Consider the following 19,439-nt stretch of genomic DNA (forward strand, 5'->3'; position numbering starts at 1 on the left):
GAGGGCCTAGCATGGCCGCGATCACCATGCCCCCGTCCAGACCCGACCCAGCCGACCGCAGGCTACTGCTCGTCGTCGACGCTCCGTCGTTGCTGCACCGCAACCACCACGCGCGTGCGCAGACCCGGCTGGTGGACCGCTCGGGACGCCCCGCGTGGGCCTTGCACGGCATGGTGCGCCAGATCATCGAATCAGTGGAGGGATTCCGACCCGACGCGCTCGTCTGTGGTCTGGACGACCGGACGGCATCGGTCCGCCGAGACCTCTACCCCGACTACAAGGCGGGCCGGGCGGAGAAGGATCCTGACCTCGTCGACCAGCTCGATCGGGCAGGCGCCCTGCTCGACGCACTCGGGCTGGCCGCCCTCACACCGGCGGGCCTCGAGGCCGACGACATCAACGCCTCGGCCGCCCGCTGGGCACGTGAGCACGACTGGAACTGCGTCATCATCACGTCCGACCGCGACGCCTTCGCGCACATCAGCGACCACACCAGGGTGCTGCGGCTCATCGACGGTGGACTCCACGGATCGCCCCTGCTCACTCCCGCGCGGTTGCACGCCATGTATGGCGTCTCCGCCGACCAGTACCTCGCATATGCCGCCCTCCGCGGTGACGCGAGCGACAACCTGCCGGGCGTCGAGGGGATCGGCGCGAAGACGGCGGCGATCCTTCTCGACGTGGCCGGCTCCATGGATGCGGTGTGGGCCGATCTCGACCACGACGGCGGACGGTCGGTCGTTGCCGCACTCGATGGCTGGGCGACCGAGACCGGCGTCCGCCGATTGGGTGCCACCGCCGTACGCCGGCTGATGGCGCCCGGCGCTCGGGCGCGCTACGACTTCAACGTCACGATGATGTCGGGCCGCGACGACCTCGACCTCGGACTGACACCCGACGTCCCGGGGTCCGTGGGCCTCTTCCCGCTCGACGTCGACCGCGTGCGACGGGTGGTCGGCTTCCTGGACGTCGCCGCCACCACCGACCTCGCGGCCCGGGTGCTCAGCGGTGCTGCGGCCTCCCCGACCGCCCAGACCGGCTGATCTCGGTCTTCACCGTTCGCGGTGGCTCCGTGCCGCCCGGGCGACGAGCTCGCGCGCCGGGCCCGCGGGCGGCTGGGAGCCGTCTCGCCAGACAGCGTTCAACCTGCGTGTCAGGTCCAGCCCCGTCACGGTGACCGCCACCAACCGACCGTTCACCAAGTCGTCGCGGACGGCGTGAGCGCCCAGCACCGCCGGACCGGCTCCCGCCGCCACCGCGGATCGCACGGCCGCGGTGCTCGACAGCTCCAGGGCGGGAGCGGCCACGGGCAGCCCTGCCAGTGCTCGCTCCAGGACGGTTCGGGTGCCGGAGCCGCTCTCGCGCACGACGAGCGGCGTGGCGGCCAACGTGCTGGCTGCCACGCGGCGCCGAGAGCGGTGCGCCCACTCATGGTCGCGAGCCACCACCACCACGAGCTCGTCGCGTCCGACCAGACGGTGGTGGAGACCGGCGGGCGCGTCCGGTCCCTCGACGAAACCCAGCTCGACCTCTCCGGCGGTGACCAGGGCCACCACGCGCTCACTGTTCGTCGCCGTCATCGTGAACTCGGTGGGCACGTGCCCCGCCTGCACCTGCTCGGCCCGCACGGCGACCAGCCAACCCGGGAGCAGGTGTTCGGCGATCGTCAGGCTGGCGGCGATCCGCAGGTGTCCGCGGCGGTCGGACCGGAGCGCCGCGATCCCCGCGTCGAGCTGGGCGGCCTCCTCGAGCACCCGACCCGCCCATTGGACGACCAGGTCGCCGGTCGGCGTCAGGGCCGAGCCGCGACGTGTGCGCACGAGCAGCGGCACCCCGACCAGCGACTCCATCGTGCGGATGCGGGACGACGCCGCCTGCTGGGTGATGTGCAAGGTCTCGGCCGCGGCGCTCAGGCTGCCGGTGCGGCCCACCTCCACGAGGAGCTCGAGGGCACGGAGCTCCGGCACATGGGGTCCCAACACGGGAGCAAGACTGCCAGACACAAGGCTGTTTTGTGACATCACAACCACAACTTCGTTCTGTGACCGAGGAAGGATCGACAGACTTCCCTCCATGACTCTTCGCGTGGCCATCGTGGGTGCTGGACCGGCCGGGATCTACGCCGCCGACCTGCTGACCAAGTCCGAGGCCGCGGTCTCGGTCGACATCTTCGAGCGGCTGCCTGCACCCTTCGGGCTGGTCCGCTACGGCGTTGCCCCCGACCATCCGCGGATCAAGGAGATCGTCAAGGCGCTCCAACGCGTGCTCGTCCACCCCGACGTGCGGCTCCTGGGCAACGTCGACCTCGGCGTCGACATCAAGCTCGAGGAGCTCCGGGAGTTCTATGACGCCGTCGTGGTGGCGACCGGAGCCAGGTCGGATCGCGAGCTGGGCATCCCTGGCGAGCACCTGCCCGGGTCGTACGGCGCCGCGGACTTCGTCTCCTGGTACGACTCCCACCCCGACGTGCCCCGCACGTGGCCCCTGGAGGCGGAGCACGTCGCCGTCCTCGGCGCGGGCAACGTCGCGCTGGACGTCGCGCGGGTGCTCGCCAAGACCGGTGACGAGATGCTCACCACCGACATCCCCGCCCACGTCCACGAGGCCCTGGTGGCCAAGCGGACGACGGACGTGCACGTCTTCGCGCGTCGCGGCCCGGCGTACGCGAAGTTCTCGCCGCTCGAGCTGCGCGAGCTGGCGCACTCGCCCCACGTCGACGTGATCGTCCACCCGGAGGGCTTCGAGGTCGACGAAGCCAGCATGGAGCACGTCGACCGCAACAAGCAGGCCAAGATGGTGCTCAACACCCTGGCCAACTGGGTCGGGCGTGAGCCCGAGGGCAAGCCGCACCGGATCCATCTCCACTTCCTCGAGCAGCCCGTCGAGATCGCTGGTGAGGTGGGCGTGGAGACGCTCCGCACCGAGCGCACGCGACTGGTCGGCGACGGCACGGTCGAGGGCACCGGACTGGTGACCAACTGGGACGTCCAGGCCGTCTATCGCGCGGTCGGCTACCGCAGCTCGGCCATCTCCGACCTGCCCTTCGACGACCGCGCCGCGGTCGTCCCCAACGAGGGCGGGCGGGTCGTGGACCTGGACGGCCAACGGGTCCCGGGCACCTACGTCACCGGCTGGGTCAAGCGCGGGCCGGTCGGCCTGATCGGGCACACCAAGAGCGACGCTGCCGAGACCGTGGCCCACCTGGTCGCTGACACCGTCCCGACAGCGCCCTCCCGGGAGCCCGGAGCGGTCGACGCCTTCCTCGTCGAGCGCGGTGTGGAGGTGACCGACCTCGACCACTGGCTCCGTGTCGACCAGCACGAGATCGAGCTCGGCGAAGCTGCCGGACGGGTCCGCGTGAAGCTGCCCGGACGCGAGGAGCTGCTCGCAGCCGGCCGGTGACGCTCAGACCCGGGTGGCTCGGGCCGCACAGGCGGTGCAGCGCATCATCGGCCACGAGACGTGTGCCGGCGGTGGTCGGGGGTCTCGTTCCGACGCCGGACCTCCGATCTGGCCTTCCTCCGGGAGTTGTTCGAGGTGCGCCCGCGCATCGGTGACTGAGTGGCAGGCCCCGAGCGGCTCGGCTCCGACATACCGAGCGTTCCTGCTGCACATCGGGCCCGCAGACCGCAGAATCGCTCGGAGCCTCAGCGCGGTGGGTCGTGGGCGGATCGGGCGAAGGTAGGTCCCTCCATCCCCCGGTCGAGGAGCATGCGACGAGGCTCGGCAGGTGCGCGGCGGCGCGACGCGAGCAGTCCGATCGCCAAGCCGCCCGCGGCACCGGGCACGACCCACCGCCAGCCGGCCAGGGTGAACCAGCGGGTCTCCGGGGCTGCAGGCGTCACAGGCGCGACTGTCGGCGCCGCCTCGATCGCCGGCGCCTCCTCGGCGACCGGCGGCTCAGCCGCTACGGGCTCACCGGAGAACAGGCGGTCCAGCAGTGCCGCCAGCTTCTCGCCGTCCGTGACCGCTCTCCACGTGGACTGGGAGCCCTCCGGCCCGAGCTGCTCGGAGCCGTTCACGAACGTGGTGGACACGGAGGCGGTGCCGTCAGGCGCCATGTGCACCGAGTCGATGCGCCACGGTGACACGTCGTGGATCAGCCAGGTCATCGTGTAGCGGGCGCCTCCGGACTCGGGTGGTTCCTCGACGGCCTCCGGACTCGCGGCGAGGAGCCGCTCGAGCTCGGCGTACGCCGCGGTGCCGGTGTAGAGACCGGTCACCTGGCCCGTGCCCGGTTGGCTGATGAGGACGCTGGTGGGTCCGCCTGCCTGGGCCGGGCCGGGAAGGCCGACGATTCCGACCAGGACCCACAGGGCAAGTACGGCGATGGTGAGTGATCTGCGCACGGCTCCTCCTTCAGACTGCTGTGCCCCACATACACCGCAGCCGGCGTCGAGGTTCCCTCAGTCGGTCGAGTCGGCGATCTCGATGGCGCGTTCGAGGCTCTGGTCCCCCTCGAGCCGCAACGTCAGGTCGCCCTGGGTCCAGACCAGCGTCGGAGCCGCGGTCCGGGGAGCCAGCCGCCGCCTGCTCCCGTCGTCCGCCACGACGCTGACGCCGTGTGGCGTCGGCAGCCACAGCGCGTCTCCGGCGTCGATGGTGATGATCTGCGCGTCGGTGACCATCTTCCAGAAGACCGGATCGAGGGTGCCCTCGAACTGGTCGAGGCGGACGGTGTCAGCACCGCTCCCCCAGCTGAGCGACACCCGGTAGCGGTCTGCAGAGACCGACACGCCGTCCGGCGCGCCGAGCTCGGCCGGGACCAGGGGGGTGAAGCCGGCGAGGGTGCCCGCTCGCTGCAGGCTGAGGCCTTGCGGTTCGGCAGGCACGGTGGGTTCAGCCGTCGTGGGGGGCTGGTCCTCGACGACGAGGACACCATGGAAGCCGAACCACTCCAGGATGGACGCGCCCACGGGAGTGGCCACGGCTCCGACGCCGAGGAGCGCGAGGAACAAGCCGGCGATCCAGCGGCGCAGCCGGCGTGGTCGGGATGCGGGCTCCTGGACGACGCGAGCCATGACGGCGGCCTCCAGGTCGGCGGGCACGTCGACGTGCAGGTCGTGTGCCAGCTGGCGCAGGCTCGCTTCGAGCGACTCAGACATGGCCCGCCTCCTGGTCGGGTGAGACGGCCTCGAGCTCGGTGCGAAGGCGCTCGAGCCCGCGGCTCAGTCGCGACTTCACGGTGCCTCGAGGCACGCCGAGGACGACTGCGGTCTCAGCCTCGTCCAGCTCGAGGAGGTAGCGGCAGGTCACCGCGGTCCTGAGCTTGTCGGGCAGCCGTCCGACCGCTCGCAGAAGCCGCTCCTTGTCCTCGCGCTGCACCACCTCGCCTGCAGGATCGAGGAGCTCGGGCGGGATCATTCGCTGCTCCCGTGCTGCGCGGCGGACGAACGACCGATGGACGTTGTGGGCCTCGTTGGCGACGATGCGCAGGAGCCACGGGCGGAAGGGGCGTCCGTCGCGGAAGCCGTCCAGCGACCGGTATGCCTTCACCAGGGCCTCCTGCACGACGTCCTCGGCGCTCGCGCCGGCCCCGAGCAGCGCCGCTGTCCGCATCGCCATCGGGGCATGCCGACGCACCAGCAGGGCGTACGCGTCGGGGTCACCCGCACGCGCCCTGCCGACCAGGGCAGCTTCGTCATCGGCGCTGATCATCACTCCGTCCATGGGAGCCGACACCTTCACACTGAGGTCTACACCGCCGGCTCCTCAATGGTTCCAGCCATCGCCCGGAACCCCAGACGGCCGTCAGAGGTCGTCGGCGATCCTCAGTGCCCTTCTGGTGGTACGCCGACGCGCTGAGCCACCAGGAGGTGGAACGCTCCCTCGCCCTCACCTACGCGGCGGTCCGCCGGGGCACCGAACCCGGCCGCCTCGAGCAGGCCGGCGACCTCCTCGACCGGTCGCAGGCGGAAGCCGTGAGCCGTGAAGGTCATCGTCCGCATGTTGTCGGGGTCACCGATGCCGACCACGACGCGGCCACCCGGACGGACGACGCGGGCGACCTCGGCGAAGGCGCGCGGCAGGTCCTCGACGAAGTAGACCGTGTTCGTCGTGATCGCCGCGTCGAGCGATGCGTCGGGCAGCGGGAGCGCACCCAGGTCGCCCGCGCTCAGGGTGAGTCGCCCCGCCTCGACCTCCTGGGCGAACCGTCGTCGCGCGCCGTCGAGCATGGTCTCCGAGATCTCCACGCCGTGGACGCGGCCACCGACGCCCACCCCGTCCAGGAGCAGCCGGAGACCGACGCCCCCGCCGAACCCGAGGTCCGCCACCGTCTGGTCGCGATGCACCTCACTGGCCGCCACGGCCGCGAGGACGACGTTTCGGTTGCCCTTGTTGAGCCCGCGAGCAACCAGCCGCCCGCGCATGCCCGAGGGGTGCCCGAGCTGCTTGGCGAGGCCCGCGCTGAACCGTTCCCGTAGTCCCATGGTCCGAGGCTGACGCACTGCTCGCCCGGCGGCAAGGCGCACCACCCGAGGTGGCGGAGCGGCAGGCCACCGGGCTACGCCGCGGTGTCCTTCGGCCCGGCCGGATCCTCGGCCTGATGCACGTCCAGGCCCAGCAGTCGGCTCGTGAGGTCGACGGCAAGCCCCAGCAGGAGGATCACTGCGAGCGTGCCGAGCCCGACCTTGGCGCCCAGGAGCCAGCCCACCAGTGCTCCGCCGCCCTGGACTGCGCTGTAGCTCCACCTGAAGGGGACTGGCGGGTCCCACGCCAGGGCAGCAGCCTCCGCCGGACCGGCGCCGGTGTCGCTGCCGAGATAGACCACGATCCCGACCGCCACCACCGGGAACGCCGCGGCCAGCAGCAGCAGGCGCATCGTCAGCCCGTCGGGACGGTCGAGCAGGGCGAGGACCCCCGAGACCGTGACGCCCACCAGGACGACCTGGACGACGGTGCCGGGTCCCGGACGGACGTGGCGTGCGGCGGCCATGGCGACGAAGACCGTGCCGACCAGCACGTTGGCGATCCAGAACGACGTGCCGGTCCACAGCGAGATCCCGTTGACCAGGGTCGAGTATCCGTCCGAGCCCAGCTCAGCAGTGAGCAGCATGCCAGCGCCGACGCCCAGCACCACACAGCCGCCCACCAGGAAGACCAGCTGGCGCAGCGAGTAGGGCACGGCATTCAGCATGCCAGCGGGCCCGTCACCTTGGCTCAGACGTCGGCCGGCGCGCTGTCGGAGCTGTCCGACGTGGCGTCCGGCCCGTCGACGTACCTGCCGTCCGGGGTCACCGGGTTGTCCTCGTTGATCGCCTCCACGGCCTCCGTCACCCCGACCTGCATCGCGGGCCGTCGACGGTCGAGGTGGATGCCCGCGATCATGCAGCGCACGGAGCCCCCCGCCAGCTCGATGGTCGGGATGTCGACGGCGACGATCTCGCAGTGCTCCTCGATCACGGCCACCTGCTCGGGACGCAGGCTCCGGTGGGCCCGTGCCGACATGGCCATGATGTAGCCGCGCTTGCCCTCCGGCGTACGCCCGCAGAGCTCGACCGCGTTGCCGGCGAACTCTCGAACCTGCTCCTCCGTCAGCTCGATGACGGCGCGGCCGTTGACGGACAGGCGCTCGCGCACCTGCTCACGACGTTGGACGTCGGGGATCATCTCGAGCGCGATGAGCGCGACCTCGGTGCCGACACAGGCGATGACGTTGGTGTGGTAGACGGGCACGCCCTTGGAGTCGACGGCGTCAAAGGCCATCGGCTCGTAGTTGAAGTCCGCGCAGAAGCGCTCCAGGACGGCGATGTCCGCGCGGTGGCTCCGCGCCGTGTAGGCCACGCGCGAGACGTGGTCGAGCACCATCGCGCCGGTGCCCTCGAGGAAGACACCGTCCGGCTCGAGGCCCGAGTAGTCGACGATCGTCTGCACGCGGTAGGTCGACTTGAGCATCTCGAGGACGTCGGACCGGCGCTCGTGGCGGCGGTTGGACGCGTACATCGGGTAGACCGCGACGTAGCCGCCCGCGTGGGTGGAGAGCCAGTTGTTGGGGAAGACGCTGTCGGGCCTCGTGTGGTCTTCGTCCTCGAAGACGTGGACCGTCACGCCGGCATCGCGAAGAGCATCGGCCAGGGCGTCCATCTCGGCCAACGCACGTGCCGACGTCGCGTCGTCGGACTGTCCCGCAGGCGCATCGGCCTGGAAGGCGTTGTCGGCGGCCGTCGCCGGATTGGGCGTGAAACGTTGGGCGCGGACCAGGATGACAGCGGCGGGGGCTTGGGCACTCACGCGGGGAATCTAGTCCATGTCAGGCCGTGGTGTGATGTTCGCGTGCATCCCCTGCGACCGCTGGCCATCACGGCCACGGTCGCAGCGCTGTCGGTCGGGCTGCTGGTGATGGCGGTCAGCTATGGATGGCTCGGCCCGGACGTCGGTCGCGGGGCCAACTTCTGCGAGGCCGCGCGCGCCGACGCGGTCGTCAGGCAGCCGACCAACACCTTCTCCAACGCGTCCTTCGTCCTCGCCGGGCTGCTGGTCGCGTGGCACGCGGTTCGTGCGGGCGCGTCCTCCCTGATGCCGCTCGGACTGCAGACGGCCTACGCGTCCGTGGTCGTCCTGCTGGGTCCCGCGTCGGCCGCCATGCACGCGACCCAGAGCTCGCTGGGCGGGCACCTCGACCTGCTCAGCATGTATCTCATCGCCGGCTTTGCCGCGTCCTACGCATGGGTCCGCTGGGTGCGCCGAGGCCCAGCGGCATTCGCCGGGGCGTACGCCGCATGCGTGCTCGGTTGCGAGCTCGTCGGTCTGTGGCCGCGTCCCGTCCCTGTGGTCAACCACGCCGGCAACATCGGCTTCGCGGTCCTGCTGATCGCCGCGGTCGTCCTGGAGACGCGGTTGTGGCGTCGGGGCGAGACCAGACGGTCCATCGGGTTCGGCCTCGCAGCGCTGGCCTCGATGCTGGTCGCGTTCGGGATCTGGATCATGTCCCAGCACAGCTGGTGCGACCCGCACTCGTTGTGGCAGGGACATGGCGCGTGGCACGCCCTCTGCGCCGTCGCGACCTACTTCCTCTACCGGCTCTACGCCTCGGAGCGGCCCGGCGTCCTCCGTGATGGGATCACGCCATGAAGACCTGGATCATCCTGGGCGCGATGGCTGTCGCGTTCAGCGCCGTCGGCGTCCTCCTGGCAGTGATCGCGATCGCCACCGGCAGCTGGATCATGCTCACGGGACTCCTCTTCCTCGCGGTGGGCCTGGTGATGGCCTGGTTCGTGCCGGTCACGCGTCGCGAGCAGAACGCCACCGCCACCGAGCCGCCCGCCGATGTCGCCGGGATCGTGCCGTTCGAGCGCGTGGCGGAGCTGATCCGGGAGCGGCTGGCCGGCACGCCGTACACCGTCGATCTCCAGGGCAGCCGGATCCTGGTGCACGCCGATCTGGCTGACACCGAGTTCCTCGGGTGGGCCTCGGCGCACAAGGTCAAGGTCGTCCGGGGCGTCGAGGTGGTGGCGAAGGAGCCGGGCGTGGCCATCACCCGTGACTTCGAGCAGGACTTCGAGCTCAGCCTGGGGGTCGGACGCGTGACTGGCAGCGCTCGGGTGCAGTCGGGACGGAGCCGATCCTTCGAGCGTCGCATCGAGTACGGCGTGGGCACGGACATGAAGGTCGGGCGTCAGGTCGACGTCCGGTTCTCGTCCCGGGAGATCAAGGAACCCGTCGGTGCCGTCCTGACCGAGACCGGTTGGAAGGGCGGCTTCTGGGCCTCGCAGCCCGCCGAGGCCAAGGTGGGCCTCATCATGGCGGTCGTTGCCGGAGCCGGCGGCGTGGTCACGGTCGCGACGCTCCTGGTCCTGGCCGCTCTGGGGAAGCTCAGCTGATGACCCGCGTGACCGCCGTGCTGGGCGACATCACCACCCAGGACGTCGATGCCGTGGTCAACGCCGCCAACAACCGGATGCGCGGGGGTGGCGGCGTCGACGGCGCGATCCATCGTGCTGGCGGCCCGGCCGTCCTGGCGGACTGCGTCGCCCGCTTCCCCGACGGACTTGCGACGGGTGACGCAGGATGGACGACCGCGGGCGCCATGCCGGCCCGTTGGGTGATCCACACGGTCGGGCCGATCTATCCGGGCGACCGGTCGCTCCTTGTCTCCTGCTACGAGCGGTGCTTGGCCGTGGCCGACTCCTTGGGTGCCACCTCGGTGGCCTTTCCGTTGATCAGCGCCGGTGTCTACGGGTGGCCCCTCGACGACGCCGTCCTGGCCGCGGTCGCGACGTTGCGTACGACGCAGTCGTCGGTCGACGAGGCCCGGATCGTGGCCTTCAGCCCGGCCACGCTCGTTGTCGTCGAGACGGCCCTAACTGCTGACGGATAGCCGCGACGCGGGCACACTGGGCAGACGGCAAGGTGCGGAGGTCCGGGTGGAACGTCCACGGCTTGTCCCCGGAACCAGCGAGCCCCCTGACGTGCGCGTGGTGGCGGTGCGCGAGGTGCTTGCTGGTGAACGCGTGCCTGACGTCGCTCGTCGCCACGATGTCGACGTCGCGGTGCTCCATCGCTGGGTGGCCGCCTTCGTCGATGCAGGGACGGCCGCGGTGACCAATCGGCCGACTGCCGACGACCATCGCCAGCGAGACCGGTTCTTGGCCGCCTTCGCCCACGAGACGCGGACACCCCTCACCACGGCGAGGGGATGGGTGGACATGCTGCGCGAGGAGGAGGTGCCTCAGTCGATGCTGACCCCGACCCTGGCCAAGCTGGACGACGCCCTGACCCGCTTGGCCGAACGCTCTCGTGATATCGAGCTGATGGCTTCAGCAGCACTGGGCCTGCTTCGACCCCGCGCGGGGCCGGTCTCGTTCGCAGAGCTGACAACCGGGCACGGGACGCCGGGCGCTTCGCAGGCGTATGCCGCAACGCGGCTGGTCGTCGACCCCGATCTCATGCAGCGGGTGCTGCGTGACCTGTGGCGGGCGGCCGAGCTGCCGCCCGTACCGGATGCCGTGGCCTGGGAGGCCCAACAGATCGGGCCGTGGACAGAGCTGCGCGTGGTCCGGACGGGTCCGCCGATGGATCACAGCACGTTGCAGACCCTTTTTGAGCCGTTCGACCTCAATCACGACGGCAGCGGCATTACGATCGGTCTGTACCTGGCACGAACTCTTGCGGTCGCACACGGGGGAACCGTCGGCGTCCACCAGGACGAGGAAACGACCACGTTTTGGGTCCGGGTCCCGAAACTCCACCCCGCCTCCCCCGAGGCGGACGAGCATGGAGTCCTGTCTTGAAGTTCTCATTGGCCTGTGGTGACGTGATGCCGGGTTGCGTCGCACGATTCGAAAGCAACTCGAGGGACGATCTGCTCGGTCAGATCGGCGCCCACGCGACCACCCACCACGGCATCAACGAGCTCAGCCCTGACATGCTGCGCTCCGTCGACAGCCTGATCGTCGCCTCGGCGTGATCTGAGCCGGCGATGCTCGGCGGGGATGGCACCTGCCCAGGGCGAGCGCCGACATCCCCTCGCTGAGTTCATTGATGACCACGAACGTGGCGGGCCATTGGGGTCGCGCCCGAGACAGAGCTTCGCGGACCCACTTGTGGACCCTTCGGCGACCACGCCGGGGAGGGGCCAAAACGCCGCAGACCGGGGCCAGTTTCCCGATTGTCCGGGCCGTGGTGTTGGCTGGAGGGCGTAACAACCACGAACTGTAGGGAGAACCCAATGAACAAGACCGACCTCCGCGACGCCATCGCGCAGCATGCAGAGCTGACCAACGCCCAGGCCGACAAGGCCATCGAGGCCGTGATCACCTCGATCACGAGCGCCGTCGCCAACGGCGACAAGGTCAGCCTACCCGGCTTCGGCACGTTCGAGGCGCGCCAGCGCAACGCGCGCACCGGCCGCAACCCGCAGACCGGTGAGTCCCTCGAGATCGCCGCGAGCACCGCCCCCGCCTTCAAGGCCGGCGCCGCCTTCAAGTCGGCCGTCAACAAGGGCTGACCCAGAAGCACCGCACCACCGCACCATCGGACGGCGTGACCCACGGGTCACGCCGTCCGTCGCACTTCGGAACCAGGGTGACTTCAGGACGCGTTGAGCCGCTCGGCCAGAGCTGGCACCCGCCGGGTGACGAGCTGGTCGAGCAGGACCACGACGAGCAACGACGCTCCGAAGAACGGCAGCAGCACTCCCAGGGCGAGCAGGCCCACCAGCAGCGCTGGCGTACCCCGGAGCGGCATGCGACCGCGAGGTGCCCCGATCGAACCAGCGGGCCGGCGTCTCCACCACATCAGCGGGCCGGTGAGGCACGACGCGATGACGAGCCCGCACATCAGCGCCGACCCCACCATCGACCACGGGCCGAACGACCGCCCCTCGTGCAGGCCGATCCCGTGCGCCACGACCTGGGCCAGGACCGGGTAGTCCTCGAAGCCGTACGTCGACACGACGTCGCCGCCGAACCGGTCGACATGCACCGTCCGCTCGTCGGACGGCGCATCGAAGGCGAACCCGATGACCGAGAAGACCCCGTCACCGGTGGCAGGCAGCGCGACCGTCATCGGATGCCGGAGGCCTTCCTCGGCGGCCACTGCGACAGCGGTGTCGACGTTGGCGACTGACCGCTCCCCCGATCCACCCAGGGGTCGCTCGGACCGTGGCACCGGGTTCTCTCCCTGCGCCCATGGGACGTCGGTCGCATGGCTGTGGGGCAACGACTCGTCCAGCGTGGACGTGGGGTCGGAGATGGCACCGTGGTCCAGGCTCCAGAAGGACGTGCCCCGCGAGGAGGCCAGCGACTGTGCCTTCTCTCCCCAGAAGCCGGTCCACGGGAGCCCCGAGACCAGCAGGAACAGCAACCCGACGCCGGCGACAACCCCCACCTGCGCATGCCGGGAGCGCAGCGTCCGCCCTTGTCGTGAGCGGGCGGCGCGTCCCTTCCAGAACAGGTAGTAGCCGGTGATGGCCATGACGATCGCCCAGCAGGCCGCGAGCTCGATGAGCCGTTCTCCCCAGGTCCCGGCCATCAGCTCGCCGTGAAGTCGCACGGCGTAGCCCGACAGCGTCCGGTCGGGGTCGAGCGAGCCGAGCACCTCTGCGCCGTACGGACTGACGAAGACATCGCGGGTCGATCCGTCCTGCATGGTGAGGGAGAACGTCGTGCTTCGACCCTCCGAGCGGGGTTCGGTCATCGAGACGACCCGTGCGTCGGGGAAGTCACGCTCGACCGCAGCCAGCTGGCTGGCGTAGGGCTGTTGGATCACGTCGGCGGACGGGGTCGACACCTTCATGAGGTCGGCATGGATGAGGGGCTCGAGCTGGAAGCGGAACAGGTAGATCAGGCCGGTGACCGCCAGGATCAGCAGCACGGGCGCCACGAGGAACGCGGCGTAGAAGTGCCAGCGCCAGCAGGCGCGGAACCAGCCGGACCGGGTGACGGGGCTGGCGCCCCTCGGCCGTCGCGGCGTAGATGTCGGCAGGGCAGGGTTCAACTCGGTGGTCATGTCTCTCCTCGACGTGAGGTCGCGACCGGGGTGCGAGGGGCGCGCAGGCGCGAGCGGCCCACGGTCGCGCGGGAAGGATGGTGGTCGATCAGGCGGCGAGGAGAGCCGGTGGACCGCGGCGTACGACGCAGCACGAAGCGCGCGCCAAGGACGGCAACGTGGCGGGACGTCGACGAAGGACCATCCTGGGGCGAGCGACGAGCGACGGGGCCAGCGGCACGACGCACAGCGCGACCACGGCAGCGAAGACCATGGTGAGCAGAGCCCACAGCGCTCGTTCGCCCGCTGCCAGCCACAGCCCCACCAGGATCGCCACGACCGTGTGGGCCAGGAACATCGGCAGGTGGTCGAGTATGGCGATCGGGTCCGGCATGCTGAGCGCCTGCGCCACCGAGGAGTGCGTGCTGATCGTCGCCTCGTAGTGGTCGTGGAGAGATCCCACCCGAGAGCCCTCGACAGCCGGCAGAGCGCTCGCCCCGGTGGGATCAAGCGGCGGCATGCCTACCGGGTCACCGCTGTGGCCCGCGGAGACGCTGAGCAGTACGTGGCAGGCAGTCTGGCCCGACACGACCAGGGCCACGATCCGACGGGTGGAGGCCGGCCGCACCAGGAAGACGGCACACAGCGGCGTACTGATCACGGACATGGCGGCCAGGACCGGCCAGGACGGCAGCAGCCCTCCCCCGCTCACGTGCCCGACCGCGCCGAGCAGGAACGTCATGGCCACGACCACTCCTGCGCGCCACCAGAGCAGCGGGTCAGGACGGTTGGGCACGGACGGCATCCTCCCACCCGCGCGGACCTGCCGCGCAGCCCGGCTCCGCAGCTCCGGATCCGCCCTGCGGGACTCAGCCGCGCCGGAAGGAGGCTCGGTAGTCGGTCGGGGTGACACCCACCGTGCGGCGGAAGTGTCGCCTCAAGGTGGCCGCCGTGCCCATTCCACTGCGTGCGGCGACCTCCTCGACGGCGGCTTCAGTGCGCTCGAGGAGCTCCTGGGCGCGCGCGATGCGCTGGTGGTGCAACCAGTCCAGCGGTCCCACCTGCAGCTCCGCGTGCATGCGCCGTGCCAGCTGGCGGGTGCTGAGACCGGCGTGACCCGCGAGGTCCTGCACGGTGAGCGGCTGGTCCAGGCGAGCGCCGGCCCACTCGAGCGTCGAAGCCAGGACGAGGGACCCTCGCGGGTCCGGGGGCGCCGCTATGAATTGAGCCTGGCCGCCCGTGCGGTGCGCGGGAACGACCAGCCTCCTGGCGAGCCCGTTGGCGGCGGCATAGCCGAGGTCCTTGCGGACGAGGTGGATGCACAGGTCGAGCGCGGCGGTCTTCCCTGCCGACGTCAGCACGCCGCCCTCGTCGACGTAGAGGACGTCGGCGCGGACGTCCACGTCCGGGTGTCGATGGGCCAGGTCCTGCGCGTGCATCCAGTGAGTGGTCGCCACGCGCCCGCGGAGCAGCCCAGCTGCGGCCAGGACGAAGGCTCCGGTGCACAAGGAGACGAATCGCGCGCCCCGCTCTTCTGCGGAGCGCAGTGCCAGCACGAGGGCCGGTTCAGGATCGGAGGCCGGGTCGTCGGTGGAGGGCACGATGACGGTGTCGGCACTGGCCATGGCGGCGTACGCCGACGTCATGGCACCCGGCAGCCAGGGGTGAGGGGCACCATCGGCAGTGCAGACCGTGAAGTCGTACCACCGGCCGCTTGCCGCGAGGTCCGAGCGGTCGACGCCGAAGACCTCCGCGGCGATCGCTGCCTCGTAGAGCATGGCCGTGCGATGCATGACGAGGACGACGCTGGGCATGTCCGAAATTGTACGCCAGGCGTCGTTTCCGACGCTCGCGCCGCCGGTGAGCGGTGGCAAGGATGTTCCGGTGAACACGACGCGGCGAGTCCTGGTCTACGGATCCACCGGCCACACGGGGCGCTTCGTCGTCGATGAGCTGCTGCGTCGCGGACTGACACCAGTGCTGGCCGGGCGCAGCGCCGACAAGCTGGCGGCCGTGCCGATGCGACACCGCTCGTTCGAACGGCGGGTCATGTGCCCGGACGACGCCCAGCTGGTGCAAGCAGCGTTGCAGAGAGTGGATGCAGTGCTCAATTGCGCGGGGCCGTTCATCGACACTGCACTGCCGCTTGCGCGGGCAGCCGTGCGCGAGGGGATCCACTACCTCGACGTCACAGCCGAGCAGGCGACCGTGCAGATGATCTATCAGGAGCTGGACGCGCCAGCGCGCGACGCCGGTGTCGCGGTCATCCCGGCGATGGCCTTCTACGGCGGCCTCGCCGACCTGCTCGTCACGGCTGCCCTCGAGGGGGGCTCACAGGCTGACGAGGTCGAGGTGGCCATCGGCCTCGACCGGTGGTGGCCCACTGCCGGCACCAGGACGACCGGTGCCCGCAACACGGCCACCCGGTTGGTGGTCCGTGACGGGAGGTTGGCGCCGTTGGCGAGCCCCGCTCCGCTCGGCAGCTGGTCCTACCCTCCGCCCCTGGGCGAGCAGACAGTCGTCGAGCTGCCGCTCTCCGAGGTCATCACGATCGAGCGCCACCTGCTGGTCCGTGAGCTTCGCTCCTACCTCAACACGGCGCCGCTCGACGACCTGCACGACGCGACCACCCCGCCCCCCGCAGCGGTGGACGACGACGGGCGCTCGGCCCAGCAGTTCGTCGTCGACGTCGTGCTGCGCGCCGGCTCCCGGACCCGCCGCGTCACCGCCACGGGCCGCGACATCTACGCCGTCACTGCTCCGATCCTCGTCGAGGGGCTGGTCCGCCTCCTCGACGGTCGTGGGCATGGTGCGGGGGCACTGGCCCCGGGCCAAGCATTTGACGCGGCTGACGTCCTGGCCGCCCTGTCGCGTCACCCCTACGGGATCGTCCTGACACATGGGAGACGAGGCAGCACGAGCGCTCCGCACCGATCGCTGCCCGCGGCCCCTTGAGGGGCGCCGTCCGAATCACCCCCGACGCACAGGCGCTGTTCACGTCGACGTCACCGCCCGGTCAGGCGGTGCCGATTGGCTCCGAGACACCACCCATGTCTCGATCGAGCTCGGAGAACACGATGACCCTCACACCTCAGCGCCCCTCGCTGCCCATGGCCGACCTCGTTCACGGCAACCGCAGTCCGGTGACCTGTCACCTCCGTTGCGGCGACGCCTGCTTCGGCGAAGCCCCCAACACCACTCGGACCTCCTACTTCCGCGACGTCGCCGCCACCGCCCTCTCGCGCCGCAGCGTCCTCGGCGCGGCTGCTGTCGGCACCACCGGGCTGGTGCTCAGCAGTCAACCTGCCGCCGCTGCGTTCCGGGAGATTGCCGCCACCGGCAAGCCGGGCACGCCTGGGTCCGGCTCCCTCCCCTTCGCTGCGATCGCCCCGGTGCCCAACACCGTCGACGCCTTCACTGTCCCCACCGGCTACCGCTGGGACACCATCATCAGGTGGGGCGACCCGATCCTCGCCGGAGCTCCCGTCTTCGACGCCGCCAACCAGACAGGTGCTGCCCAGGCCCAGCAGTTCGGCTACAACTGCGACTACCTCGACATCATCGTCACCGACCGCAAGGGCAGGCGCGCGCTGCTCGTCGCCAACCACGAGTACACCAACGAGAACATCATGTTCCCGCCGACCATGGACCCCTCCGAGCTGATCCGGACCGCCATGGCCGCTCACGGCATGAGCGTCGTCGAGCTCCGCCGCAAGTCGGTCGGCTCGACGTGGACGTACGTCCCCGACAGCGAGCGCAGCCGTCGGATCACCGTCGACACCCCGTTCACCGTCGACGGCCCGGCCGCCGGCTCGGACCTGCTCAAGACGGCCGCCGACCCGACCGGTCGCCTGGTGCTCGGCACCCTCAACAACTGCGCCGGCGGTACGACGCCGTGGGGCACAGTGCTCTCCGGCGAGGAGAACTTCAACCAGTACTTCCACCGGCCCACCGTCAACGTCACCCCTCAGGAGAAGCGCTACGGCATCGGCCCCGCGGACGGCCGCAACTGGCGTTCGGTCGACTCCCGCTTCGACGCAGTCGCCAACCCCAACGAGCCCAACCGCTTCGGCTGGATCATCGAGGTCGACCCGGAGGACCCGATGTCCACGCCGGTCAAGCACACCGCGATGGGCCGCTTCAAGCACGAGGGGGCCAACGTCATCATCAACGGCGACGGCAAGGTCGTGGCCTACATGGGCGACGACGAGCGCTTCGACTACGTCTATCGCTTCGTCTCCCGAGACACCTACCGCTCGGGCGGCAAGAAGAAGGACCGTGCGCACAACCTGACACTGCTCTCGAGTGGTGACTTGTCCGTCGCCCGCTTCACCGGCGACGGTCTCGAGGACGGCGTCAGCGACGGCACCGGCGAGTGGATCCCGCTGACGGTCAACGGCGAGTCCGTCGTCCCCGGCTTCACCACCGAGCAGGTGCTCGTCTACACGCGGCTCGCAGCGGACGTCGTGCAGCCGACCAAGATGGACCGGCCCGAGGACGTGGAGCCCAACTACGTCAACGGCTTCATCTACGTCGCCTGCACGAACAACACCGACCGCGGCAAGGTCGGCAAGGAGGGAGCGACCGAGCCCAACCCCCGCAACGCGAACAAGAACGGGCACGTCGTCGAGATGCAGCCGACCGGCGGCAACCACACGTCCCCGACCTTCGCCTGGAACCTGATCCTGATCTGCGGTGATGCTGCCACTGCCGGCACCTACTTCGGTGGCTACACCGGTCCGGTCTCGCCGATCTCGTGCCCCGACAACGTCGCCTTCGACTCGGCCGGCAACCTGTGGGTCTCCACCGACGGACAGCCCAACTCCATCGGCCTCAACGACGGACTCTTCAAGGTCCCAGTGGCCGGACCCGAGCGCGGGCGGGTGCAGCAGTTCCTGGCCGTGCCCATCCAGGCGGAGACCTGCGGCCCGGTCATCCATGACAGGGACGGCTCGGTCTTCGTCGCGGTGCAGCACCCCGGAGAGGAGGGCACCTGGGACGCCCAGACCTCGCGCTTCCCGGACTACGTGCCCTCGACCAGCGCGGCGCGCGCGGGTGAGTTCGCCGGACCCCGGCCCTCGGTGGTCCAGGTGACGCGCGGCTGACACACCACTGATCAACAGTCGCCGCAGCGGGGCCCCGGATCACGCATCCGGGGCCCTGTCGGCGTCTGGGCCCGCGGGTCAGGCGTGCAGCAGCACCAGCGAACCGAGCGCCACCAACCAGGAGGCGAAGCTGCCGACGAGGAAGTACTCGGTCAGCAGGTGGATTCGCTCCTGGTCGCGACGGCTCGACAGCTCGGGGAAGCGCAGCAGCCCCTTGGCTGCGACCACGATGCTGGCGGCGGTGACGTGCCCGCCGAGGCCCAGGGCCAGGATGAAAAGTCGCTCCATCGGTCCGAGCAACCGACCACCCTTCAGCTGCGTCTCCGGGTCATCCACGAGCCCGTGACGCAGGGGGTTGACCGTGCCCGTGGCCGCGAGCACCAGTCGCACGAGCACGTTGCCGGTGCTGAGCTGGATGCCGAAGGCCGCGGCGAGCAGCAGGGCACGATCGGCGCTCAGGTCACTCAGCAGGGGCAGAGGGGTGCTTTCGAGCCACTCTCCGAGTGAGCCACCCGCCGGACTGGCGAGACCGGCGAGCAGCACGGCGAGGACCAGTGAGGCTCCGAACACGAGCAGCGGCACCCAGGCAGGGATCCGCCCGGCGAAACCGCTGGTGACGGTCTGTCCCCACGCCAGGACCGCAGCGGCGATGAGCATCAGCGCCACGATGTCGCCGACCGAGGTGAGACCGGCAAGCAGTCCCACGAGGATCGCGCCGATCGCGCCGATGCACTGGGGCAGGATCCGCACCGGTCGCACCGAGTGGGCCAGATCAGCCAGGGCGAAGCCGATGAGCAGCAGGGCGAGCCAACTCATGCACGTCCTCGCTTCGCTCCGGGCGCGCATGAGGCACAGGTCACACTGAGCTTGATGACTCGCTCGCTCCGCTCACTCATGCACGTCCTC

General features: G+C 70.3%; 21 protein-coding genes. 10 read left to right on the forward strand and 11 right to left on the reverse strand.

Features of this window, described 5'->3' with window-relative positions; translation table 11 throughout:
• The first annotated feature begins 11 nt into the window (after positions 1 to 11).
• Positions 12 to 1,043: a 5'-3' exonuclease gene (locus tag VNJ48_RS03145; RefSeq protein WP_325599026.1), complete on the forward strand. Its 1,032-nt coding sequence runs from the start codon at positions 12 to 14 to the stop codon at positions 1,041 to 1,043.
• Positions 1,044 to 1,052: 9 nt separating this feature from the next.
• On the opposite strand, the gene VNJ48_RS03150 is transcribed toward VNJ48_RS03145, so the two are convergent.
• A complete protein-coding gene (locus tag VNJ48_RS03150; RefSeq protein WP_325599028.1) occupies positions 1,053 to 1,982 on the reverse strand; it encodes a LysR family transcriptional regulator in 930 nt (309 codons plus the stop codon).
• Positions 1,983 to 2,073: 91 nt separating this feature from the next.
• On the opposite strand from VNJ48_RS03150, the gene VNJ48_RS03155 reads away from it, so the two are divergent.
• On the forward strand, positions 2,074 to 3,402 hold the full coding sequence (locus tag VNJ48_RS03155) for an FAD-dependent oxidoreductase (protein WP_325599030.1): 1,329 nt from the start codon (positions 2,074 to 2,076) through the stop codon (positions 3,400 to 3,402).
• 245 nt (positions 3,403 to 3,647) lie between these two features.
• Here VNJ48_RS03155 and VNJ48_RS03160 read toward each other — a convergent pair whose 3' ends face one another.
• The 6 genes from VNJ48_RS03160 to ctlX form a co-directional block, all read right to left on the reverse strand.
• On the reverse strand, positions 3,648 to 4,349 hold the full coding sequence (locus tag VNJ48_RS03160; protein WP_325599032.1) for a hypothetical protein: 702 nt from the start codon (positions 4,347 to 4,349) through the stop codon (positions 3,648 to 3,650).
• A 57-nt stretch (positions 4,350 to 4,406) separates the two neighbouring features.
• Entirely contained in the window at positions 4,407 to 5,105 is a 699-nt protein-coding gene (locus VNJ48_RS03165; protein ID WP_325599034.1) for a hypothetical protein, read from the reverse strand.
• Positions 5,098 to 5,670 carry an RNA polymerase sigma factor gene (locus VNJ48_RS03170; protein ID WP_325599036.1) on the reverse strand — a complete coding sequence of 191 codons (573 nt, stop codon included), beginning with the start codon at positions 5,668 to 5,670 and terminating at the stop codon, positions 5,098 to 5,100. The genes VNJ48_RS03165 and VNJ48_RS03170 overlap by 8 nt, the downstream gene beginning before the upstream one ends.
• A 101-nt stretch (positions 5,671 to 5,771) precedes the next feature.
• A complete protein-coding gene (locus tag VNJ48_RS03175) occupies positions 5,772 to 6,431 on the reverse strand; it encodes a class I SAM-dependent methyltransferase (RefSeq protein WP_325599038.1) in 660 nt (219 codons plus the stop codon).
• A gap of 74 nt (positions 6,432 to 6,505) precedes the next feature.
• On the reverse strand, positions 6,506 to 7,138 hold the full coding sequence (locus VNJ48_RS03180; RefSeq protein ID WP_325599040.1) for a hypothetical protein: 633 nt from the start codon (positions 7,136 to 7,138) through the stop codon (positions 6,506 to 6,508).
• Between the two features lie 23 nt (positions 7,139 to 7,161).
• A complete protein-coding gene (gene ctlX, locus VNJ48_RS03185; RefSeq protein ID WP_325599042.1) occupies positions 7,162 to 8,232 on the reverse strand; it encodes a citrulline utilization hydrolase CtlX in 1,071 nt (356 codons plus the stop codon).
• Positions 8,233 to 8,274: 42 nt separating this feature from the next.
• Between ctlX and VNJ48_RS03190 the strand changes: the two genes are divergently transcribed.
• The 6 genes from VNJ48_RS03190 (at position 8,275) to VNJ48_RS03215 (ending at position 11,947) form a co-directional block, all read left to right on the forward strand.
• The gene (locus tag VNJ48_RS03190) at positions 8,275 to 9,072 is read left to right on the forward strand and encodes a ceramidase domain-containing protein (protein ID WP_325599044.1); all 798 of its coding nucleotides are present in this window, start codon (positions 8,275 to 8,277) and stop codon (positions 9,070 to 9,072) included.
• Positions 9,069 to 9,821, forward strand: coding sequence for a hypothetical protein (locus tag VNJ48_RS03195; protein WP_325599046.1), 753 nt, complete (start codon positions 9,069 to 9,071; stop codon positions 9,819 to 9,821). Before VNJ48_RS03190 ends, VNJ48_RS03195 begins: the two co-directional genes overlap by 4 nt.
• Entirely contained in the window at positions 9,821 to 10,318 is a 498-nt protein-coding gene (locus VNJ48_RS03200) for an O-acetyl-ADP-ribose deacetylase (protein ID WP_325599048.1), read from the forward strand. The genes VNJ48_RS03195 and VNJ48_RS03200 overlap by 1 nt, the downstream gene beginning before the upstream one ends.
• A 46-nt stretch (positions 10,319 to 10,364) precedes the next feature.
• Positions 10,365 to 11,231 carry a histidine kinase dimerization/phospho-acceptor domain-containing protein gene (locus VNJ48_RS03205; protein ID WP_325599050.1) on the forward strand — a complete coding sequence of 289 codons (867 nt, stop codon included), beginning with the start codon at positions 10,365 to 10,367 and terminating at the stop codon, positions 11,229 to 11,231.
• On the forward strand, positions 11,228 to 11,407 hold the full coding sequence (locus VNJ48_RS03210) for a DUF1059 domain-containing protein (RefSeq protein WP_325599052.1): 180 nt from the start codon (positions 11,228 to 11,230) through the stop codon (positions 11,405 to 11,407). Before VNJ48_RS03205 ends, VNJ48_RS03210 begins: the two co-directional genes overlap by 4 nt.
• A gap of 222 nt (positions 11,408 to 11,629) precedes the next feature.
• Positions 11,630 to 11,947, forward strand: coding sequence for an HU family DNA-binding protein (locus tag VNJ48_RS03215; protein WP_325599177.1), 318 nt, complete (start codon positions 11,630 to 11,632; stop codon positions 11,945 to 11,947).
• 83 nt (positions 11,948 to 12,030) lie between these two features.
• Here the strand turns inward: VNJ48_RS03215 and VNJ48_RS03220 are convergent, their stop codons facing one another.
• The 3 genes from VNJ48_RS03220 to VNJ48_RS03230 form a co-directional block, all read right to left on the reverse strand.
• A complete protein-coding gene (locus VNJ48_RS03220; protein WP_325599054.1) occupies positions 12,031 to 13,449 on the reverse strand; it encodes a PepSY domain-containing protein in 1,419 nt (472 codons plus the stop codon).
• An 88-nt stretch (positions 13,450 to 13,537) separates the two neighbouring features.
• Positions 13,538 to 14,224, reverse strand: a complete 687-nt coding sequence (locus VNJ48_RS03225; protein ID WP_325599056.1) for a hypothetical protein — start codon at positions 14,222 to 14,224, stop codon at positions 13,538 to 13,540.
• Between the two features lie 73 nt (positions 14,225 to 14,297).
• The gene (locus VNJ48_RS03230) at positions 14,298 to 15,242 is read right to left on the reverse strand and encodes a helix-turn-helix domain-containing protein (RefSeq protein ID WP_325599058.1); all 945 of its coding nucleotides are present in this window, start codon (positions 15,240 to 15,242) and stop codon (positions 14,298 to 14,300) included.
• 70 nt (positions 15,243 to 15,312) lie between these two features.
• Between VNJ48_RS03230 and VNJ48_RS03235 the strand changes: the two genes are divergently transcribed.
• A complete protein-coding gene (locus tag VNJ48_RS03235) occupies positions 15,313 to 16,383 on the forward strand; it encodes a saccharopine dehydrogenase family protein (protein WP_325599060.1) in 1,071 nt (356 codons plus the stop codon).
• A 95-nt stretch (positions 16,384 to 16,478) separates the two neighbouring features.
• Positions 16,479 to 18,533, forward strand: a complete 2,055-nt coding sequence (locus VNJ48_RS03240) for a PhoX family phosphatase (RefSeq protein WP_325599062.1) — start codon at positions 16,479 to 16,481, stop codon at positions 18,531 to 18,533.
• Positions 18,534 to 18,611: 78 nt separating this feature from the next.
• Here the strand turns inward: VNJ48_RS03240 and VNJ48_RS03245 are convergent, their stop codons facing one another.
• Complete coding sequence (locus VNJ48_RS03245) at positions 18,612 to 19,349, reverse strand: hypothetical protein (RefSeq protein WP_325599064.1); 738 nt, start codon at positions 19,347 to 19,349, stop codon at positions 18,612 to 18,614.
• Positions 19,350 to 19,439: the final 90 nt, after the last annotated feature.

The organism is Nocardioides sp., assembly GCF_035576065.1.
Taxonomy (GTDB): Bacteria; Actinomycetota; Actinomycetes; order Propionibacteriales; family Nocardioidaceae; genus Nocardioides.

Excerpts from the sequence above, each read along its gene's own strand:
- VNJ48_RS03145 (WP_325599026.1), top strand. The coding sequence starts at position 12 with ATGGCCGCGATCACCATGCCCCCGTCCAGACCCGACCCAGCCGACCGC.
- VNJ48_RS03155 (WP_325599030.1), top strand. The coding sequence starts at position 2,074 with ATGACTCTTCGCGTGGCCATCGTGGGTGCTGGACCGGCCGGGATCTAC.
- VNJ48_RS03165 (WP_325599034.1), bottom strand. The coding sequence starts at position 5,105 with ATGTCTGAGTCGCTCGAAGCGAGCCTGCGCCAGCTGGCACACGACCTG.
- VNJ48_RS03170 (WP_325599036.1), bottom strand. The coding sequence starts at position 5,670 with ATGGACGGAGTGATGATCAGCGCCGATGACGAAGCTGCCCTGGTCGGC.
- VNJ48_RS03175 (WP_325599038.1), bottom strand. The coding sequence starts at position 6,431 with ATGGGACTACGGGAACGGTTCAGCGCGGGCCTCGCCAAGCAGCTCGGG.
- VNJ48_RS03180 (WP_325599040.1), bottom strand. The coding sequence starts at position 7,138 with ATGCTGAATGCCGTGCCCTACTCGCTGCGCCAGCTGGTCTTCCTGGTG.
- VNJ48_RS03195 (WP_325599046.1), top strand. The coding sequence starts at position 9,069 with ATGAAGACCTGGATCATCCTGGGCGCGATGGCTGTCGCGTTCAGCGCC.
- VNJ48_RS03200 (WP_325599048.1), top strand. The coding sequence starts at position 9,821 with ATGACCCGCGTGACCGCCGTGCTGGGCGACATCACCACCCAGGACGTC.
- VNJ48_RS03220 (WP_325599054.1), bottom strand. The coding sequence starts at position 13,449 with ATGACCACCGAGTTGAACCCTGCCCTGCCGACATCTACGCCGCGACGG.
- VNJ48_RS03230 (WP_325599058.1), bottom strand. The coding sequence starts at position 15,242 with ATGCCCAGCGTCGTCCTCGTCATGCATCGCACGGCCATGCTCTACGAG.
- VNJ48_RS03240 (WP_325599062.1), top strand. The coding sequence starts at position 16,479 with ATGTCTCGATCGAGCTCGGAGAACACGATGACCCTCACACCTCAGCGC.
- VNJ48_RS03245 (WP_325599064.1), bottom strand. The coding sequence starts at position 19,349 with ATGAGTTGGCTCGCCCTGCTGCTCATCGGCTTCGCCCTGGCTGATCTG.